This is a genomic window from Micromonospora inyonensis (genome assembly GCF_900091415.1).
GTDB classification, from domain to species: domain Bacteria; phylum Actinomycetota; class Actinomycetes; order Mycobacteriales; family Micromonosporaceae; genus Micromonospora; species Micromonospora inyonensis.
Genome location: NZ_FMHU01000002.1, coordinates 639,759 through 655,572, shown reverse-complemented (window position 1 = coordinate 655,572; position 15,814 = coordinate 639,759). Strand labels below are relative to the sequence as shown.

At 74.8% G+C, this 15,814-nt stretch carries 15 protein-coding genes; 7 read left to right on the top strand and 8 right to left on the bottom strand.

All coding sequences use genetic code 11. The features are described from left to right. Positions 1-9: 9 nt before the first annotated feature. The 3 genes from GA0074694_RS17910 to GA0074694_RS17900 are packed head-to-tail and all read left to right on the top strand — an operon-like array spanning position 10 to position 3,462. Positions 10-813 (top strand): carotenoid biosynthesis protein, encoded by an 804-nt coding sequence (locus tag GA0074694_RS17910; RefSeq protein ID WP_091463359.1) that lies wholly within the window; start codon positions 10-12, stop codon positions 811-813. After that, entirely contained in the window at positions 810-1,949 is a 1,140-nt protein-coding gene (locus GA0074694_RS17905) for a glycosyltransferase family 2 protein (RefSeq protein ID WP_091459853.1), read from the top strand. Before GA0074694_RS17910 ends, GA0074694_RS17905 begins: the two co-directional genes overlap by 4 nt. A gap of 13 nt (positions 1,950-1,962) precedes the next feature. Beyond that, on the top strand, positions 1,963-3,462 hold the full coding sequence (locus GA0074694_RS17900; RefSeq protein ID WP_091459851.1) for a phytoene desaturase family protein: 1,500 nt from the start codon (positions 1,963-1,965) through the stop codon (positions 3,460-3,462). Between the two features lie 183 nt (positions 3,463-3,645). On the opposite strand, the gene GA0074694_RS17895 is transcribed toward GA0074694_RS17900, so the two are convergent. Then, positions 3,646-4,359 (bottom strand): CDP-alcohol phosphatidyltransferase family protein, encoded by a 714-nt coding sequence (locus GA0074694_RS17895; protein ID WP_091459846.1) that lies wholly within the window; start codon positions 4,357-4,359, stop codon positions 3,646-3,648. Between the two features lie 80 nt (positions 4,360-4,439). Then, complete coding sequence (metF, locus tag GA0074694_RS17890; RefSeq protein WP_091459843.1) at positions 4,440-5,357, bottom strand: methylenetetrahydrofolate reductase [NAD(P)H]; 918 nt, start codon at positions 5,355-5,357, stop codon at positions 4,440-4,442. 305 nt (positions 5,358-5,662) lie between these two features. Between metF and GA0074694_RS17885 the strand changes: the two genes are divergently transcribed. Next, positions 5,663-7,078, top strand: a complete 1,416-nt coding sequence (locus GA0074694_RS17885) for a helix-turn-helix domain-containing protein (RefSeq protein WP_091459840.1) — start codon at positions 5,663-5,665, stop codon at positions 7,076-7,078. Further along, complete coding sequence (locus GA0074694_RS17880) at positions 7,075-8,157, top strand: polyprenyl synthetase family protein (protein ID WP_091459837.1); 1,083 nt, start codon at positions 7,075-7,077, stop codon at positions 8,155-8,157. Before GA0074694_RS17885 ends, GA0074694_RS17880 begins: the two co-directional genes overlap by 4 nt. A gap of 11 nt (positions 8,158-8,168) precedes the next feature. Here the strand turns inward: GA0074694_RS17880 and GA0074694_RS17875 are convergent, their stop codons facing one another. Genes GA0074694_RS17875 through GA0074694_RS17865 form a run of 3 tightly spaced genes read right to left on the bottom strand, consistent with a single transcriptional unit; the run spans position 8,169 to position 9,324 of the window. Next, complete coding sequence (locus tag GA0074694_RS17875; RefSeq protein WP_091459835.1) at positions 8,169-8,525, bottom strand: lycopene cyclase domain-containing protein; 357 nt, start codon at positions 8,523-8,525, stop codon at positions 8,169-8,171. Continuing rightward, complete coding sequence (locus tag GA0074694_RS17870) at positions 8,522-8,941, bottom strand: lycopene cyclase domain-containing protein (RefSeq protein WP_091459833.1); 420 nt, start codon at positions 8,939-8,941, stop codon at positions 8,522-8,524. Before GA0074694_RS17870 ends, GA0074694_RS17875 begins: the two co-directional genes overlap by 4 nt. A 2-nt stretch (positions 8,942-8,943) precedes the next feature. Next, entirely contained in the window at positions 8,944-9,324 is a 381-nt protein-coding gene (locus GA0074694_RS17865) for an Rv2175c family DNA-binding protein (RefSeq protein ID WP_091463358.1), read from the bottom strand. Positions 9,325-9,454: 130 nt separating this feature from the next. On the opposite strand from GA0074694_RS17865, the gene pknB reads away from it, so the two are divergent. Further along, complete coding sequence (pknB, locus tag GA0074694_RS17860; protein ID WP_091459830.1) at positions 9,455-11,461, top strand: Stk1 family PASTA domain-containing Ser/Thr kinase; 2,007 nt, start codon at positions 9,455-9,457, stop codon at positions 11,459-11,461. Next, positions 11,462-12,328 (top strand): deoxyribonuclease IV, encoded by an 867-nt coding sequence (locus GA0074694_RS17855; RefSeq protein ID WP_091459827.1) that lies wholly within the window; start codon positions 11,462-11,464, stop codon positions 12,326-12,328. It abuts the gene before it with no gap. A 98-nt stretch (positions 12,329-12,426) separates the two neighbouring features. On the opposite strand, the gene GA0074694_RS17850 is transcribed toward GA0074694_RS17855, so the two are convergent. The 3 genes from GA0074694_RS17850 to GA0074694_RS17840 all read right to left on the bottom strand — a co-directional run bounded on the left by GA0074694_RS17850 (position 12,427) and on the right by GA0074694_RS17840 (position 15,767). Further along, on the bottom strand, positions 12,427-13,446 hold the full coding sequence (locus tag GA0074694_RS17850; protein ID WP_091463357.1) for a threonine aldolase family protein: 1,020 nt from the start codon (positions 13,444-13,446) through the stop codon (positions 12,427-12,429). A gap of 147 nt (positions 13,447-13,593) precedes the next feature. Beyond that, on the bottom strand, positions 13,594-15,000 hold the full coding sequence (locus GA0074694_RS17845; RefSeq protein WP_091459825.1) for a class II 3-deoxy-7-phosphoheptulonate synthase: 1,407 nt from the start codon (positions 14,998-15,000) through the stop codon (positions 13,594-13,596). Positions 15,001-15,254: 254 nt separating this feature from the next. Then, the gene (locus GA0074694_RS17840) at positions 15,255-15,767 is read right to left on the bottom strand and encodes an outer membrane protein assembly factor BamD (RefSeq protein WP_091459823.1); all 513 of its coding nucleotides are present in this window, start codon (positions 15,765-15,767) and stop codon (positions 15,255-15,257) included. Positions 15,768-15,814: the final 47 nt, after the last annotated feature.

The window sequence follows — 15,814 nt, the reverse complement described above, 5'->3', positions numbered from 1 at the left end:
CCACCCCGGCTGAGCTGGGTGCTGCTCGGCGTCCTCGTCCTCGCCCAGATCGGCTACCCGCTGACCGGCGGGGGCACCCGGGCGGCGTTGACCGTGGCCACGGTCGTGCTCGGCTACCTCCTCTCGGTCGGCCACGCGCTGCTCACCCGGGGGCCCCGGACGGCGGCGGCGCTGGTCGCGGTCGCCACCGGCGGCGGGTTCGCCATCGAGGCGCTCGGCGTGGCCACCGGTTTCCCGTTCGGCAGCTACGACTACTCCGGTCACCTCGGCCCGAAGCTCGCCGGGGTGCCCCTGATCATCCCGCTGGCCTGGACCTGGATGGCCTGGCCGGCGTGGCTCGCCGCGGTACGGCTGGTCCGGCCCGGCGTACGGCGGATCGCGCTGGCCGCCGTCGGCCTGGCCACCTGGGATCTCTTCCTCGACCCGCAGATGGTCGCCGAGGGGTACTGGCGCTGGCGGGACGCCGCCCCGGCGCTGCCCGGACTGCCCGGCGTCCCGGTCAGCAACTACCTCGGCTGGCTGCTGTTCGGGGTGCTGATGACGACGCTGCTGCGCCCGCTGGCCGGAGCGTCGGCCGACCGGACCGGCCCGGCGGACCACCCGATGTACGCGCTGTACCTGTGGACGTACTTCTCCAGCGTGCTGGCCCACGCGGTCTTCCTCGGGCTGCCCGCGTCGGCGTTCTGGGGCGCGGCCGGCATGGCGGTCGCGGCGGTGCCGCTGGCGGTGACGCTCGCCCGGGGCCACCGACGACGTCCACCGGCCGGCACGGGGAACGGCTCCGGCCAGCCGCGGGTGGACGCCACCGCATGACCGGTCCGGTCGTCGCCGTGCTGGTCCCGCTGGCCGTGCTCGCCGCGCTGACCGGACACACCCTGCTCAACGCCACCCGCTGGTTGCGCCGACCGGCCGACCGGCCCGCCGAGGTCGGCGAACCGGTGGCGGTGCTGCTGCCGCTGCGCGACGAGGCCACCCGGGTCACCCCGTGCCTGCGGGCGCTGCTCGCCCAACGGGGCGTACCGGACATGCGGATCGTGGTGCTCGACGACGGCTCGACCGACGGCACCGCCGAGGTGGTGCGCGCCGTGGTCGACGGCGACCCCCGGGCCACCCTGCTGACCGGGGTGACCCCGCCACCGGGCTGGCTGGGCAAGCCGCACGCCTGCCACCAGCTCGCGCAGCGGGCCGACCCGGCGGCCACCGTGCTGGTCTTCGTCGACGCCGACGTCGTCCTCGCCCCGGACGCGGTGGCGGCGGCCGTCGGCGAGCTGCGCGCCGCGCGGGTGACGCTGCTGTCGCCGTACCCGAGGATCCTGGTGACGACGGTGAGCGACCGGCTGGTCCAGCCGCTGTTGCAGTGGCTGTGGCTGACCTTCCTGCCGCTACGCGCGATGGAACGCTCGGCCCGGCCCTCGCTGGCGGCGGCGGGCGGGCAGTTCCTGGTGGTCGACCGGGCCGGCTACCGCGCCGCCGGCGGGCACGCGGCCGTCCGGGACCGGGTGCTGGAGGACATCGAGCTGGCCCGCACGGTCAAGCGGGCCGGCGGCCAGATCGCCCTGGCCGACGGCTCCCCGCTGGCCGACTGCCGGATGTACGACACCTGGCCGCAGCTGCGCGACGGCTACACCAAGTCGCTCTGGGCCTCGTTCGGCCACCCGGGCGCGGCGGCGGCCGTGGTGGCCCTGCTCGGCCTGCTCTACGTGGCGCCACCGCTGCTGGTCGTGGCCGCGCTGCTGGTCGGCGCGCCGACGGTCGCCACGCTGGCGGGGACCGGCTACCTGCTCGGTGTCGCGGGTCGGGTGGTCAGCGCCCACGCGACCGGGGGCCGGTGGTGGCCCGACGCGCTCGCCCACCCCGTATCGGTCGTGGTCCTCGGTTGGCTGACCATCCGGTCGTACCATCTGCGGAAGCGACGCCGCCTCTCCTGGCGCGGTCGCCCGGTCGGCTAGGAGGGCGCGACACATGGCTCGGGTTGTGGTCGTCGGTGCCGGGGTGGGTGGGCTCGCCACCGCCGCCCGGCTGGCCGCCGCGGGACACGAGGTGACCGTCTTCGAGCAGGCCGACACGGTCGGCGGGAAGCTCGGCCGGTACACGCGCGACACACCCGCCGGGCCGTTCCACTTCGACACCGGCCCGAGTCTGCTCACCCTCCCCGAGGTCTTCACCGAGCTGTTCGAGGCGACCGGGGCGAAGCTCGACGAGTACCTGAACCTCGTCCCGTTGGACCCGATCGTGCGACACGTCTTCCCGGACGGCACGGCCCCCGGCGGGGGCACGACCCTGGACTCCTGCGCCGACCCGGTGGAGTTCACCGAGCGGATCGGCGCGGCGTTCGGGGAGCGGTCGGCGGCCGACTGGCGGGGGCTGTGGCGCCGCGCCGGCCGGGTCTGGGAGACGTCCTGGCAGCACATCCTGCGCCGGCCGGTCGACTCCCCCCGGGACCTGGCCGCGCTGGCCTGGCGGCTCGGCGACCTGGCCGCGATCGCACCCGGCCGGACCCTGCGCGGGCTGGGCCGCCGCCACCTGAGCGACCCCCGGATGCGGATGCTGCTCGACCGGTACGCCACCTACACCGGCGCGGACCCGCGTCGCGCCCCGGCCGCGCTGGTCGCCGTCCCCTACGCCGAGCTGGCCTTCGGCGGCTGGTACCTGCGCGGCGGGCTGGGCACGCTCGCCGACGCGCTGCTGTCGCGCTGCCTGGACCTCGGTGTGGTCGTGCAGACCGGCACCGCGGTCACCCAGATCGACGCGGCCGGCGGGCGGGTCCACGGGGTACGCGTGCGCGGCATCGCCGCGCCGGTCCCCGCCGACGTGGTGGTGGCCAACGTCGACGCGCTGACCGTCTACCGGGACCTGCTGCCCAGCCCCGGCCGGCTCGCCGGGCTCGCCGACCGCAGCCTCGCCGGGTTCGTGCTGCTGCTCGGGGTACGCGGGCCGACCGGCCTGGCCCACCACAACGTGTTCTTCCCCCGCGACTACGACGCCGAGTTCGACGCGGTCTTCGGTGACCCGGGGCGGGGTGTCCGCGCCCGGCCCGCGGTCGACCCGACGGTCTTCGTCACCGTGGCCGACGACGCGGTGGTCCGCCCGGCCGACCACGAGGCATGGTTCGTGCTGGTCAACGCGGCGCGACACGGCACCGCCGCGTCCGCCGTCGACTGGCGTCGCCCGGGGCTTGCCGAGGCGTACGCGGACCGGATCCTGGACGTGCTCGCCGAGCGGGGCATCGACGTGCGGGACCGGTTGCTGTTCCGCGAGATCCGTACCCCGGCCGACCTGGGCAGCGCCACCGGCGCGCCGGGCGGCGCGATCTACGGCACGGCCGGCGGGCTGCTGCGTCCGGCCAACCGCGCCCCGGCGTACGGCGTGCACCTGGTCGGCGGCTCCACCCACCCGGGCGGCGGCCTGCCCATGGTGACCCTCTCCGCCCGCATCGTCGCCGACCGGATCGGCCCGGCCTGACTCACGGCCACCCCTGCCCGGTGGTTGCAGGGCCGCCCCTGCCCGGTGGTTGCAGGGGTCCCCTGCTACCGCTTTTTGTCGAGGAAGGGCCCCCTGCATCCACGCCACGCCACGCCACACCAACCAACCACCACCCCTTCGGCACAGGCACGGGCACCGGCACCGGTGGCAGACCGGGCGGTGTCAGCGGACGTGGGCCGGACCGGGGGCGTCGGCGGCGAGCAGGGCGCGACGGACGGCGGAGAGGAGCTGCCCCAGCCCGAAACCGGCGAGCAGCACCCAGACGGCCGTCGCCAGGGTGATCGTGCCGGCGGCCAACTCGGGCCGGACCAGCCCGGTCAGCCCGGCCACCAGCAGCCCGACCAGCGCGACACTGACCCGGGTCGGCCGCTCCCCTACCGTCACCGCGCCGATCTCGCGCATGCCGGCGGCGACGGCGCGGGCGCGTACGTACTCGTGCAGCCAGGAGAGCGCGCCTCCGGCCACCACCAGTGCTCCCGGCGCCCCCATCAGCCAGAACGCCAGCAACCAGGCGACCTCACCGAGCCGGTCGGCCAGCGAGTCGTAGACGTAGCCGAGGCGGGTGTTACGACCGGTCACCACCGCCACCGCGCCGTCCACGCTGTCGGCCACCGCGGCGAGCAGGACGAAGAGCGCGCCCAGGAACGGGCCGTCGGAGGGGCGTACGGCGAGCAGCGGCACGCAGAAGCAGAGCAGCACCCCGGCGGCGGTGACCGCCGTCGGGTTGACCCGCAACCGGCCCAGCAGATAGCCAACGTGGTACGCGAAACGCAGCCAGCCGCGGACCACCGGGGCTGCCGTCCGGGGATCGAAGCCCCCGTGCAACCGGGCCCAGGCGGTCGCGTAGTCGTCCCATCTCAGCGGAGTGCCCACCACGGATCAACCGTAGGAGGGCTCGTCGGGTGTCGCGGTCGGCGGTACCCGGTCGTGGTCCGCGCCGGGACACCCGGTGCCGCTCACACCCGCGCGCCGACCTGGATGTTCCGCCAGACCTCCCGGGTGGCGGTGGAGCGGTTCAGGGTGATGAAGTGGATGCCCGGCACGCCCTCGTCGAGCAGCCGCCGGCACATCTCACTGGCCTGCTCGATGCCGAGCCGACGGACCGCCTCCGGGTCGTCGCCGACCTTGGCGAACCGCTCGGCGAGCGCGGGCGGGAAGGGTGCCCCGGAGAGCTGCTCGGAACGGGCGATGGTGGCGAGCTGGGTCACCGGCATCACCCCGGGAAGGATCGGGGTGTCGCAGCCGGCGGCGGCCACCCGGTCACGCAGGCGGAGGTAGTCGTCGGCGTCGAAGAACATCTGGGTGATCGCGAAATCGGCTCCCGCCCGGCACTTGCGGACGAAGTAGTCGGTGTCGGAGGCGATGTCCGGCGAGCGGGGGTGGCGGTACGGGAAGGCGGCGACCCCGACGCTGAAGTCACCGGAGTCACGGATCAGCCGCACCAGGTCCTCGGCGTAGTGCACCCCCTCGGGGTGCGGGACCCACTCCCCGGTGGGGTCTCCGGGCGGGTCGCCCCGGACCGCCAGCACGTTGCGCACGCCCACCCCGGCCAGTCGCCCGATCACGTGCCGCAGTTCGGCGACGGAGTGGTTGACGGCGGTGAGGTGCGCCATCGGCAGCAGGGTGGTCTCGGTGGCGATCCGTTCGGTGACCGTCACGGTGGTGTCCCGCGTCGAGCCGCCGGCACCGTAGGTGATCGAGACGAACGAGGGACGCAGTGACTCCAGCTCGCGGATCGCCTGCCAGAGCAGGGTCTCGCCGGCCGGGGTCTTGGGCGGGAAGAACTCGAACGAGAAGGTCGGCTGACAGTCGCGGATCAGCTCCCCGATCGACGGCTGGGAGTTGGGAAGGACCGAGGGAAGACCGAGCGCCACTCCACGACTCTACCGGGCGGGGGCATCTGCGGGCGGCCCCCCGACGGGCGGTCCGGTCGAGGCACGCCGGACCCCCGGTCGAGGCGCGCCAGCCCCTGGGTGGCGGACGGGTGGCGGACGGCGGACGGGTGGCGGCGGTCCCGCCGCGGCGGATTCGTCGTACCCCTCGGGTAGGCAGGGGGGCAGCACGGTGAGCCGATGGGGGTCGGTCGCCAGCCGTGCGGGGGTCCGCAGTCTGAATCGACGGCGCACCGGTCCGGGCCACCCGGCCGCCGGGGCCGCCGCGCCGACCTCCCGGAGGCCCCATGATCCCGCCCCCGTCGCCCGGCCCGGAGCTGTTCGGGCCCCTGCTCGCCCGGCTCCGGCTGGCCCGGGGCTGGAGCCAGGCCCAGCTCGCCGCCCGGCTCTGCGCCGCCGCCGGGGTAGCCACGCTCAGCCGGCACGAGGTCTCCCGCTGGGAACGGCAGGTGCGCGTGCCCGGGGAGTTCTGGCTCGGTTGGCTCGCCGTCGTGCTGGCGGTCCCCCGGGTACGGCTGGTCGGGGCCGCAGTGGCGAGCCGCCGCACCGACGCGTACCCGGTGACCGACGGGTCCCGGGAGCGACGGGCGCTGCTGGCCCTGGCCCAGCGGTGGCTGGCCGACCCGGAGGGGTCGCTGCCGCCACCCGGCCCGACGGGCTCGCGGGGCCACCCCACCTGGTCCTGGGACGACCCGACGGGCTCGCGGGGCCACCCCACCTGGTCGTGGGACGACCCGACGGGTTCATGGGACCAGCCCGCCCGGTCGTGGGACGACCCGGCCGGCTGGCTGGACCGGCTGCGCCGGCTCGACGACCTGTCCGGCGGCACGGACCTGGCCGGGCTGGGCGCGTCCCGGTTGCGGCGGGTGGCCCGCGCAGTCCGGCTGGCCGGCCCGTCCGGGCGGCGCCGACTGCTGCCGGTGCTGGGCGAGGCGGCGCAGCTCGCCGGGTGGCTCGCCGCCGACGCCGGTGACCCGGCCGGTGGGCTGGCCGCGTACCGGCTGGGGTTGCGGGCCGCCGCGGCGGCCGGTGACCGGGCGCTGGCCGGGCACGTGCTCGGCTCGGCGAGCCACCTGCTCGCCGGTATCGGTGACCCGTCCGGCGCGCTGCTGCTGGCCCGCGTCGCGGACACCGGGGCCGGTCCGGGCGCCCCGGCCGGGCTGCGGGCGGTGCTGTCGCACCGGACGGCGGTGGCCGCCGCGCTCGCCGGCCGGCACGCCACGGCCGGACAGGCGCTCACCGTCGCCCGGCGCGCCGCCGACCGGCACGACCCGCGCCGGGAGCCGCCCTGGCTCTACTGGCTCGACCCGGCGGAACTGGCCGCGATGACCGGCCGGACGCTGGCCGTGCTGGGCCGACCCCTGCGCGCCGAACCGCTGCTGCGCGCCGGCTGCCGCCCCGGGCAGCCGCGCGCCACGGCGATCTACGGAGGCTGGTTGGCCCGCGTCTACCTCGACCTCGGCGAGGTCGAACAGGCCTGCGCGGTGGCCGGAGAGGCCCTGCTCGCCACCGTCCGGGCCGGATCCGCCCGGGCGGCCGGTCACCTCACCGAGGTGGGGCGCCGGCTCGCCGCGTACCGGGCCGAACCGGCCGTACGCCGGCATGCCGCGCTGGTCACGGCCGCCCGTCCGTACCTTCCCCGGCGCGTCACACCCCCGGTGGTGCGCGGTCGTCGACGGCGACCGGCTAGCGTCGTGACGTGACCCACGCAGCTCCCGTATCCCCTGTCGACCGTGCCTGCCTGCGACAGCGCGTCGACAAGGCCCTGACCGGATTCCTGGCCACCCAGCGGGGTTGGCTGACCGGGGTCGACGAGGCACTGGTGCCGGTCGCCGAGGCGGTCGAGGCGTTCGTGCTGCGGGGTGGCAAGCGGCTGCGGCCGGCGTTCGGCTACTGGGGCTACCGGGGCGCCGGAGGGGTGGATTCCGACCATGTGGTCGCCACCCTCGCCGCGCTGGAGTTCGTGCAGGCCAGTGCCCTGATCCACGACGACCTGATGGACCGGTCGGACACCCGGCGGGGCGAGCCGGCCGTGCACCGCCGGTTCGCCTCCCGGCACCGCGCCTCCGGGTGGACCGGGGACGCGGAGGGCTTCGGCGACGCCGCCGCGATCCTCCTCGGCGACCTCTGCCTGGTGTGGTCCGACGAGATGCTGCACGGCGCCGGGCTCGACGCGCGGACCCTGGCCCGGGCCCGGCCGGTCTTCGACGAGATGCGCACCGAGGTCACCGTCGGGCAGTACCTGGACGTGCTGACCCAGGCCACCGGGGACACCTCGCTGGAGCGGGCCGGGAAGGTGGCCCGCTACAAGTCGGCCAAGTACACCGTCGAACGGCCGCTGCTGCTCGGTGCCGCGCTGGCCGGGGCGACCGCCGAGGTCGAGGCGGCCTACTCGGCGTACGGGCTGCCGCTGGGCGAGGCGTTCCAGCTCCGCGACGACGTGCTCGGGGTGTTCGGCGACCCGGCGCAGACCGGCAAGCCGGCCGGCGACGACCTGCGCGAGGGAAAGCGGACGTACCTGGTGGCGGCGGCCGTGACGGGGACCGACGACGCGGGACGGGCGCTGATCGACCGGCACCTGGGCGATCCCGGACTGGACGGGGCCGGGGTGGCGCGGCTCCGTGAGGTGATCACCGCCAGCGGGGCACTGGCGCGCACCGAGGAGCGGATCGCCGCCCTCACCGACAGCGCGCTGGCCGCGCTCGCCACCGTCGATCTGGAGACCGAGGCCCGGCAGGCCCTGGTCGACCTCGCCATCGCCGCCACCTGTCGCGCCGACTGACCCTCCCCCGGTCAGGGGCGGCGACCCAGGAGGCGGAGCAGGCGGCTGCCCTCGCCGGCGGTCGGGGTGCGCTGCACGCCCCGGCGACCGAGCCAGATCCACACCGACAGGGTCAGCAGCACCAGCGCGAAGCCGAAGACCAGGTCCTCCACCGGCGCGTACGCCAGCCGGACGCCGATGATCGCCCCGGGGTCGTACCGGACGATGTTCCGACCGGTCAGGATGCCGTTGGAGACGAGCTGGAAGAACACGATGATCGGGTAGGTGGCCCAGAAGACCGGCCGCAGCAGCAGCCGGGTCCGCAGTACGTACAGGTCGATCACGGCCGCGCCGGCCGCGCCGAGCAGGGCGGCGACGGTGTACGTCATGCCCGGTCCCCCGTCCCCGGCGTCACCGGGCCGGACGGCGACCGCGCGCCGTCCGGCACCGCCGCGGCCGGTCCGACCGGCGGGCCGGCGGGTTCGTCCCCCGCCGGCCAACGGTTGACCGCCCGTACCGCCTCGAAGCCGAGGATCGTGCAGACCGGTACGACGACGAAGAAGAGCAGTTCGTCCAGGGGCAGGTCGCCGGGGAGGAGCACTCCGGTGGTCTGCTCCGGGTCGAAGGTCCAGTGCCCGGCGGCGATCGCCGCGAGGTCCCAGAGCGCGAAGACCAGCACCACCGGCACCAGGGTCAGCAGCAGCCGACGCCAGCGGCGCAGCACGTTGACCCGGAACACCGGCTCCAGCCAGAGCGCGCAGAGCAGGCAGCCGACCAGCACCCCGAGGTAGACGAACTGCCGCACGGTCAGAACCCGAGCGCCTGGGCCCGGCGTTTGACCTCGCGGGCCAGGTCACCGCCGAGGGCCACGGCGGGGGTGCCCGGCAGGGTGTCGTCCGGCTCGTACAACCAGCGCAGCGCGGCGTCGTCGTCGTAGCCGGCGTCGGCGAGCAGGTTGAGCACACCCGGCAGGTGCTTGAGCACGGTCTTGTTGGCGACCAGGTCGACGGGGATCTTCCGGATGCCGTCCCGGCGGACCGCGACCAGTTCCCGGTCGCGGATCATCTGGTGGACCTTGCTGATCGACACGTCGAGGCGTTCGGCGACGTCGGGCAGGGTCAGCCAGGCGTCCTCGGCGGCGGGACCGGGGCCCGGGACGGCCCGGTCGGCGGGTACGGATTCACTCACCCGATCACCCTGCCACGTCGTGCCGTCCACCGGCGAACGGGATCGCCCGACGGTGCACCGAGGTGACGATCTGGCGGCACTATGGCATCCTGTTCTGCCGCCGCCCCCCGGAGACATAGACTGCCCCCCGATGGACACACAGGTCGCCGACACGTTGCTGGGCTCGCTGATCGAGGGGCGCTACCGCATTCGCGGTCGCGTGGCCCGAGGCGGCATGGCGACCGTGTACACCGCCACGGACGAACGTCTCGAGCGCACGGTCGCTGTCAAGATCATTCATCCCACCCAGGCGCCCGATCCCCGGTCCCCCCTGGCGGGCTTCGTCGAGCGGTTCACCGACGAGGCCAAGACCATCGCCCGGCTCACCCACCCCAACGTGGTCGCCGTGTACGACCAGGGCACCCACCAGGGCCTGCCCTACCTGGTGATGGAGTACGTCCGGGGCCGGACCCTGCGGGACGTGCTGGCCGAGCGTCGCCGGCTCAACCCGGACGAGGCGCTGGCCATCACCGAGCAGATGCTCGCCGCGATCGGCGCGGCACACCGGGCCGGTCTGGTGCACCGGGACGTGAAACCGGAGAACGTGCTGGTCGCCGAGGCTCCCACCGGCGGCGCGGCGAACCTGGTCGACAGCGTGGTGAAGGTGGCCGACTTCGGCCTGGCCCGCGCGGTCGAGGCGAGCGGGAGCGAGGAGCAGGGCAACCAGCTGATGGCGACCGTCGCGTACGTCGCGCCGGAGCTGGTCACCGACGGACACGCGGACCCGCGGACCGACGTCTACTCGGCGGGTGTCGTGCTGTTCGAGATGCTCACCGGTCGGGTGCCGTACGACGGTGACCGCCCGGTCGACGTCGCCTGGCAGCACGTGGACCGGGACGTACCGGCCCCGTCCACCCTGGTGTCGGGGCTGCCGAAGGTGCTCGACGAACTGGTCACCCGGGCCACCCGCCGCGAGCCGGGAGCCCGTCCGACGGACGCCGGGGCGTTCCTGGCCGAGGTGCAGATGGCCCGGGAGGACCTCGGCAGCAACGCGCACACCGCCGTGCTGCGCCGGATCACCGACGACGTCGTCCCCGCCGTCGCCCAGCCCACCATGGCCGTCGCGCCGATCCGCCCCACCGAGCGTCCCGCCTGGGCCCGGCTGCCCGAGACGAAGACCGGCCGCCGGTCGCGGACCACCGGCGCGCCGGACCGACCGCACCGGCGGCGGGCCGCACCCCAGGGGGACAACCCGTGGGCCCGGCTGCGCCGACAGCTGGCGGCGGCCCCGCCGGGCCGACTGCCGTTGATCGCCGCCGTGGTGGTAGTCGCGCTGCTCCTCACCGGCGCCGGCTGGTGGTTCGGCTTCGGGCGGTACACGACCACTCCCGAGCTGGTCAGCCTGACCAAGGCCCAGGCGGAGTCGCAGGCGTCCCGCGCCGGGCTGTCCCTCACCTACGCCAAGCCGAGGTACGACGCGAAGGTGCCCCGCGACAGCGTCCTGGCGCAGGATCCGGCGTCGGCCGACCGCATCATCCGGGGGGGCACGATCACCCTCACCCTCTCCCTCGGACCGGATCGCCTCCCGATGCCGGACGTGGTGGGCAAGGAGTACGAACTCGCCGAGGCGGACCTTCGCCACCTGGGTCTGGAGGTGGTCAAGGGCAAGGCCCAGTACGACGACAACCTGCCGGCCGGGGTGGTGCTGGACACCAACCCGAAGCCGGGCACCGAGGTGAACGTGGGCACCAAGGTCACCGTGGTGCTGAGCCGGGGACGCGCCCCGATCACGGTGCCGAACCTGGTCGGCAAGAGTGTCACCGACGCCCGGGGGGCGCTCCAGCAGCTCGGCCTGGTGCCGGTGGAGACCTACCGTGACTCGGACCGGCCGAAGGACGAGGTGATCGGGCAGTCGCCCGCCGACGGCTCCAGCGTGGAGAAGGGCGCCGAGGTCAAGCTGGAGGTCAGCAAGGGGCCGGCCCCGGTGGTCGTACCCCGGGTGGTGGACATGCCCTGCCCGCAGGGCAAGCAGGTGCTGGAGAGTCAGGGCTTCCCGGTGGTGGTGCAGTTCAACCCCAACGGCGTGGTCCGCTTCCAGAACCCGGGCGAGAACTCCCAGGTCGCCCCGGGCACCCCGGTCACCATCGGGTGCTTCTAGATGGCCTCCTGCGCCGACCGGCCCGTCGGCTCGCACACCCCCACCTCCGGAGGGCTGGCGAAGGCAGCCCTGCCGTACGCCGACGCCGCCGGCTCGGAGGTGGTGCAGGTCTACGTCTCCAACTCGCGGGGCTGGGCGCTGCCACCCGGTGACCCGGTCCAGGACGCCCTCTTCCGCGACGGCTGCGCGGCCCGGGACATCGCGGTCTTCATCCACGCGTCGCTGCTGGTCAACCTCGGCTCCCCCACCCCGGCCACGGTGGCCCGTTCGATGGAGACCCTGGACCACGCGCTGCGGCGCGGCGGGGCGATCGGCGCGCGGGGGGTGGTGTTCCACGCCGGCAGTTCGGTGGAACCCGCCCACGACGCGGCCGCGATGCGGCAGGTACGCGAGTCCCTGCTGCCGCTGTTGGACGCCGCCGCGGCGACCGGCGGGCCGATGCTGCTGGTCGAGCCGAGCGCCGGGGGCGGCCGGTCGCTGGCGTCGCGGGTGGAGCAGCTCGGGCCGTACCTGGACGCGGTGGACCGCCACCCCTGGCTCGGGGTCTGCTTCGACACCTGTCACGCCTGGGCAGCCGGGCACGACCTGGCCGCCGAGGGCGGAATGAGCGCGACCCTGGACACCCTGGTGGCGACCATCGGGGCGGACCGGCTGCGGTTGGTGCACGCCAACGACTCGAAGGACCTCTGCGGCTCGACCCGGGACCGGCACGAGAACATCGGCAAGGGCACCATCGGCGAGCCGGCGTTCGCCGAGCTGATGGCCCATCCGGCCACTGCCGGCGTCCCGGTGGTCGTGGAGACCCCCACCGAGAAGCACGTCGGCCACGCCGCCGACATCGCCACCCTCCGCCGCCTGCGCCCCTGACCCCAGTCCACCGCAGCCGGCCACGAGTCGTCCGTCGCGTGGCAGTTCACGCCCCACCCGCCCGCACAGGGCAGGCCGGGCCAGGCGGCGCGCCCGGATCAGCGGGACAGGATCCGGACCAGCACGGCGACAGCCCGGTCGATGCCGGCGTCGTCGACGTCCATGTGGGTGACCAGACGGGCGGTACGCGGCCCGAGCACCGACACCAGCACCCCCTCGGCACGGGCGGCGGCAGCCAGCGCGTGCGCGTCCAGCGACGCCTTGGTCAGGTCCAGCGGCACGATGTTGGTGCGGACCGTGGCGGCGAGCAGCCCGAACGGAGCGATCGCCTCGGCCAGTCGGGCGGCCTTCGCGTGGTCCTCGGTCAACCGGGACACGTGGTGGGTCAGCGCGTACCGCCCGGCGGCGGCGAGGACGCCGGCCTGCCGCATGCCGCCGCCCATCCGCTTGCGGATGAAGCGGGCCCGCCCGATCTGCTCCGCGCTGCCGATGACCAGCGAGCCGACCGGAGCGCCGAGTCCCTTGGAGAGGCAGACCGACAGGGTGTCGAAGAGCGCGCCGTACTCCGCCAGGGGCACCCCCTCGGCGACGTGCGCGTGCCAGATCCGGGCGCCGTCGCAGTGCAGGGCCACCCCGGCGTCGTCGGCGACCCGACGCAGCGCGTGCAGGGTGGCCAGCGGGATCACCCCACCGCCGCCCCGGTTGTGGGTCTGCTCCACGGCGATCGCCCGGGTGGGCACCGCCCAGTAGCCGTCCGGGCGGACCATCGCGGCGACCACGTCCGGATCGACGTCCCCACCGACCGCCGGCCAGGTCCGCGACGAGATACCGCCGTACGCCGCCGCGGCGCCGATCTCGTACGTGACCACGTGCGCATCGGCGTCGCAGAGCAACTCGTGGGCCGGGGGCACCACCAGTTGCAGGGCGATCTGGTTGGCCATCGACCCGGTGGGGGCGAGGAGCGCCGCCTCGTGCCCGAAGAGCGCGGCGACCTCGGCCTCCAGCGCGTTGACGGTCGGGTCCTCGCCGTAGACGTCGTCGCCGACCTCGGCGGTGGCCATCGCCTCCCGCATCCCGGCCGTGGGCCGGGTGACGGTGTCCGAACGCAGGTCGACGATCGGGTCCCCGTTCGCGCCTGTCGCCTGGTCCTCAGCCACCGTGCTGCCTTCGGCTGCCGACTGCGGGGCTCGCAAGCTCACTCCTCGCGTCAGCCACCGTGCTCCCCTCCGCTGCCGACTGCGGGGCTCGCAAGCTCACTCCTCGCGTCAGCCACGGAGCATCTCCGCCACCAGGAAGGCCAACTCCAGCGACTGCTGGGTGTTCAGCCGAGGGTCGCAGGCGGTCTCGTACCGGCCGGGCAGGTCGAGGTCGGCGATGTTCTGCGCGCCGCCGAGGCACTCGGTGACGTCCTCACCGGTCAGCTCGACGTGCAGCCCACCGGGGTGGGTGCCCAGGTTGCGGTGCACCTCGAAGTAGCCGAGCACCTCGTCGACGATTCGGTCGAAGTGCCGGGTCTTGTAGCCGTTGGAGGACTCGTGCGTGTTGCCGTGCATCGGGTCGCACTGCCAGACCACCTTCGCCCCGGCGGCGGCGACCTTCGCGACGATCGGCGGCAGCGCGTCCCGGACCTTGTGGTTACCCATCCGGCTGATCAGGGTGAGCCGGCCGGGGACGTTCTCCGGGTTGAGCTTCTCGCAGAGTTCGAGCGCCTCGTCGGGGCTGGTCGTGGGGCCGAGCTTCACGCCGATCGGGTTGGCGATCCGGGAGATGAAGTCGACGTGCGCGCCGTCGATCTGCCGGGTCCGCTCGCCGATCCAGAGGAAGTGCCCGGAGAGCCCGTACGCCCGGCTGTCGGAGACCCGCGTCAGCGCCCGGTCGTACTCCAGGGCGAGGGCCTCGTGGGAGCAGTAGAGCGTAACGGTGCGCAGCGCCTCCTCGTCGGTCATGCCGCAGGCCCGGATGAAGGCCAGAGCCCGGTCGATCTCCCGGGCGATCGCCTCGTAGCGCTCGCCGGCCGGGGAGTTCCTGACGAAGCCCTTGTTCCAGTCGTGCACGGCGTGCAGGTCGGCCAGCCCGCCGGCCAGGTACGCCCGGAGCATGTTCATCGCCGCGGCGGAGTTCGCGTACGCCCGGATCATGCGCTGCGGGTCGGCGACCCGGGCCTCCGGCGTCGCTTCCAGCGAGTTGATCATGTCGCCGCGGTAGGCCGGCAGGCCACGCGCGTCGGTGGGCAGAGACCGGGGCTTGGTGTACTGCCCGGCGGCCCGGGCGACCTTGACCACCGGCAGGGACGCGCCGTAGGTCAGCACGATCGCCATCTGGAGCAGGGTGCGGGCGTTGGCGAGCAGGTGACTCTCGGTGTTGTCCGCGAACGTCTCCGCGCAGTCGCCCCCCTGGAGCAGGAATGCCTGCCCCTCGCACACCAGCGCCAGCCGGTGACGCAACTGGTCGACCTCGTACGGGGCGACGACCGAGGGGACGGTGTCGAGCACCGTGCAGACCTCGGCCACCGCGGCCGGGTCGGGCCACGGCGGGGTCTGGGCGCGGGGAAGGCTCCGCCAGTGGTCCAGGCCGAGCGCGGCGTCCTCGGCGGAGTCCGCGGTCGGGCGGCTGGTCTGGAGTCCGGGGCCGCCGACGGCGGGATAGCTCAGCTGATGCCACTCATGGCGCATGCCCGAAAGCCTACGGCGACGACGGCGACCGGCCCCCGCCGAGGGGGCGGGTTCCGATGGTTGGGAGGCCACCGGACGACGCGTCCACCGGGGTCGGGGCACCACCCCCGGGGGTCAGGGCACCACCTTCCCCGCGGGACCGCCCTCGGGGTCCGGGCCTTGCCCGGGGTCGGAGGTGGGGCGTTCTCGGGGCGTCGCCGGGGTGAAATCCCGCCGGGCGTCAGGGCCTGCGGCGGGCGGGACCCCGCCGGGCGTCAGGGCGCCGTGGTCGGGGTGGGGGCCGGGGAGGCGCCCTCCGACGGGCCGCCCGGCGCGGACGGGTCGCCCGGGGCCTCCTCGGCGATGCACCAGTCGGCGCCACTGCGGGTCACCGTGAACAGCAGCGCGCGGGTGGTCGACCGTCCGCCGACCGAGACCGTCACGGAGGTGCCCACCTCCTGCCCACGCGATCCGGGCCGAACGTCGGTGACCGTCGCCTCCGAGACGGTGAAGTGCGCGGCGAAGTCACCGTTCGGGCTGGTCGCGGCGGCGTCGAAGGCCTCGTGTGCGGTGGCGCAGAACTGGCTGCGCCCGGCGGCGACGTCCTTGGCGACCATCGCGTCGAGGTACGCCTGCACCCGCTCCCGGGACCGGGTGGCCGCCTCCTCGGCGGGGGCCCGGTCCGGCTCCTCGGCCGGCTCGTCGTCCCCGATCCCGCACCCGGGCAGGGCGAACGTCAGCGCGGCCAGCACAACCGCCAGGGACACCGTCCCCCGTCTCACCGCCATCGGAGCCCCCTCACACGTCACGTCGAGCCGACCGAGCCGCGAGTCTG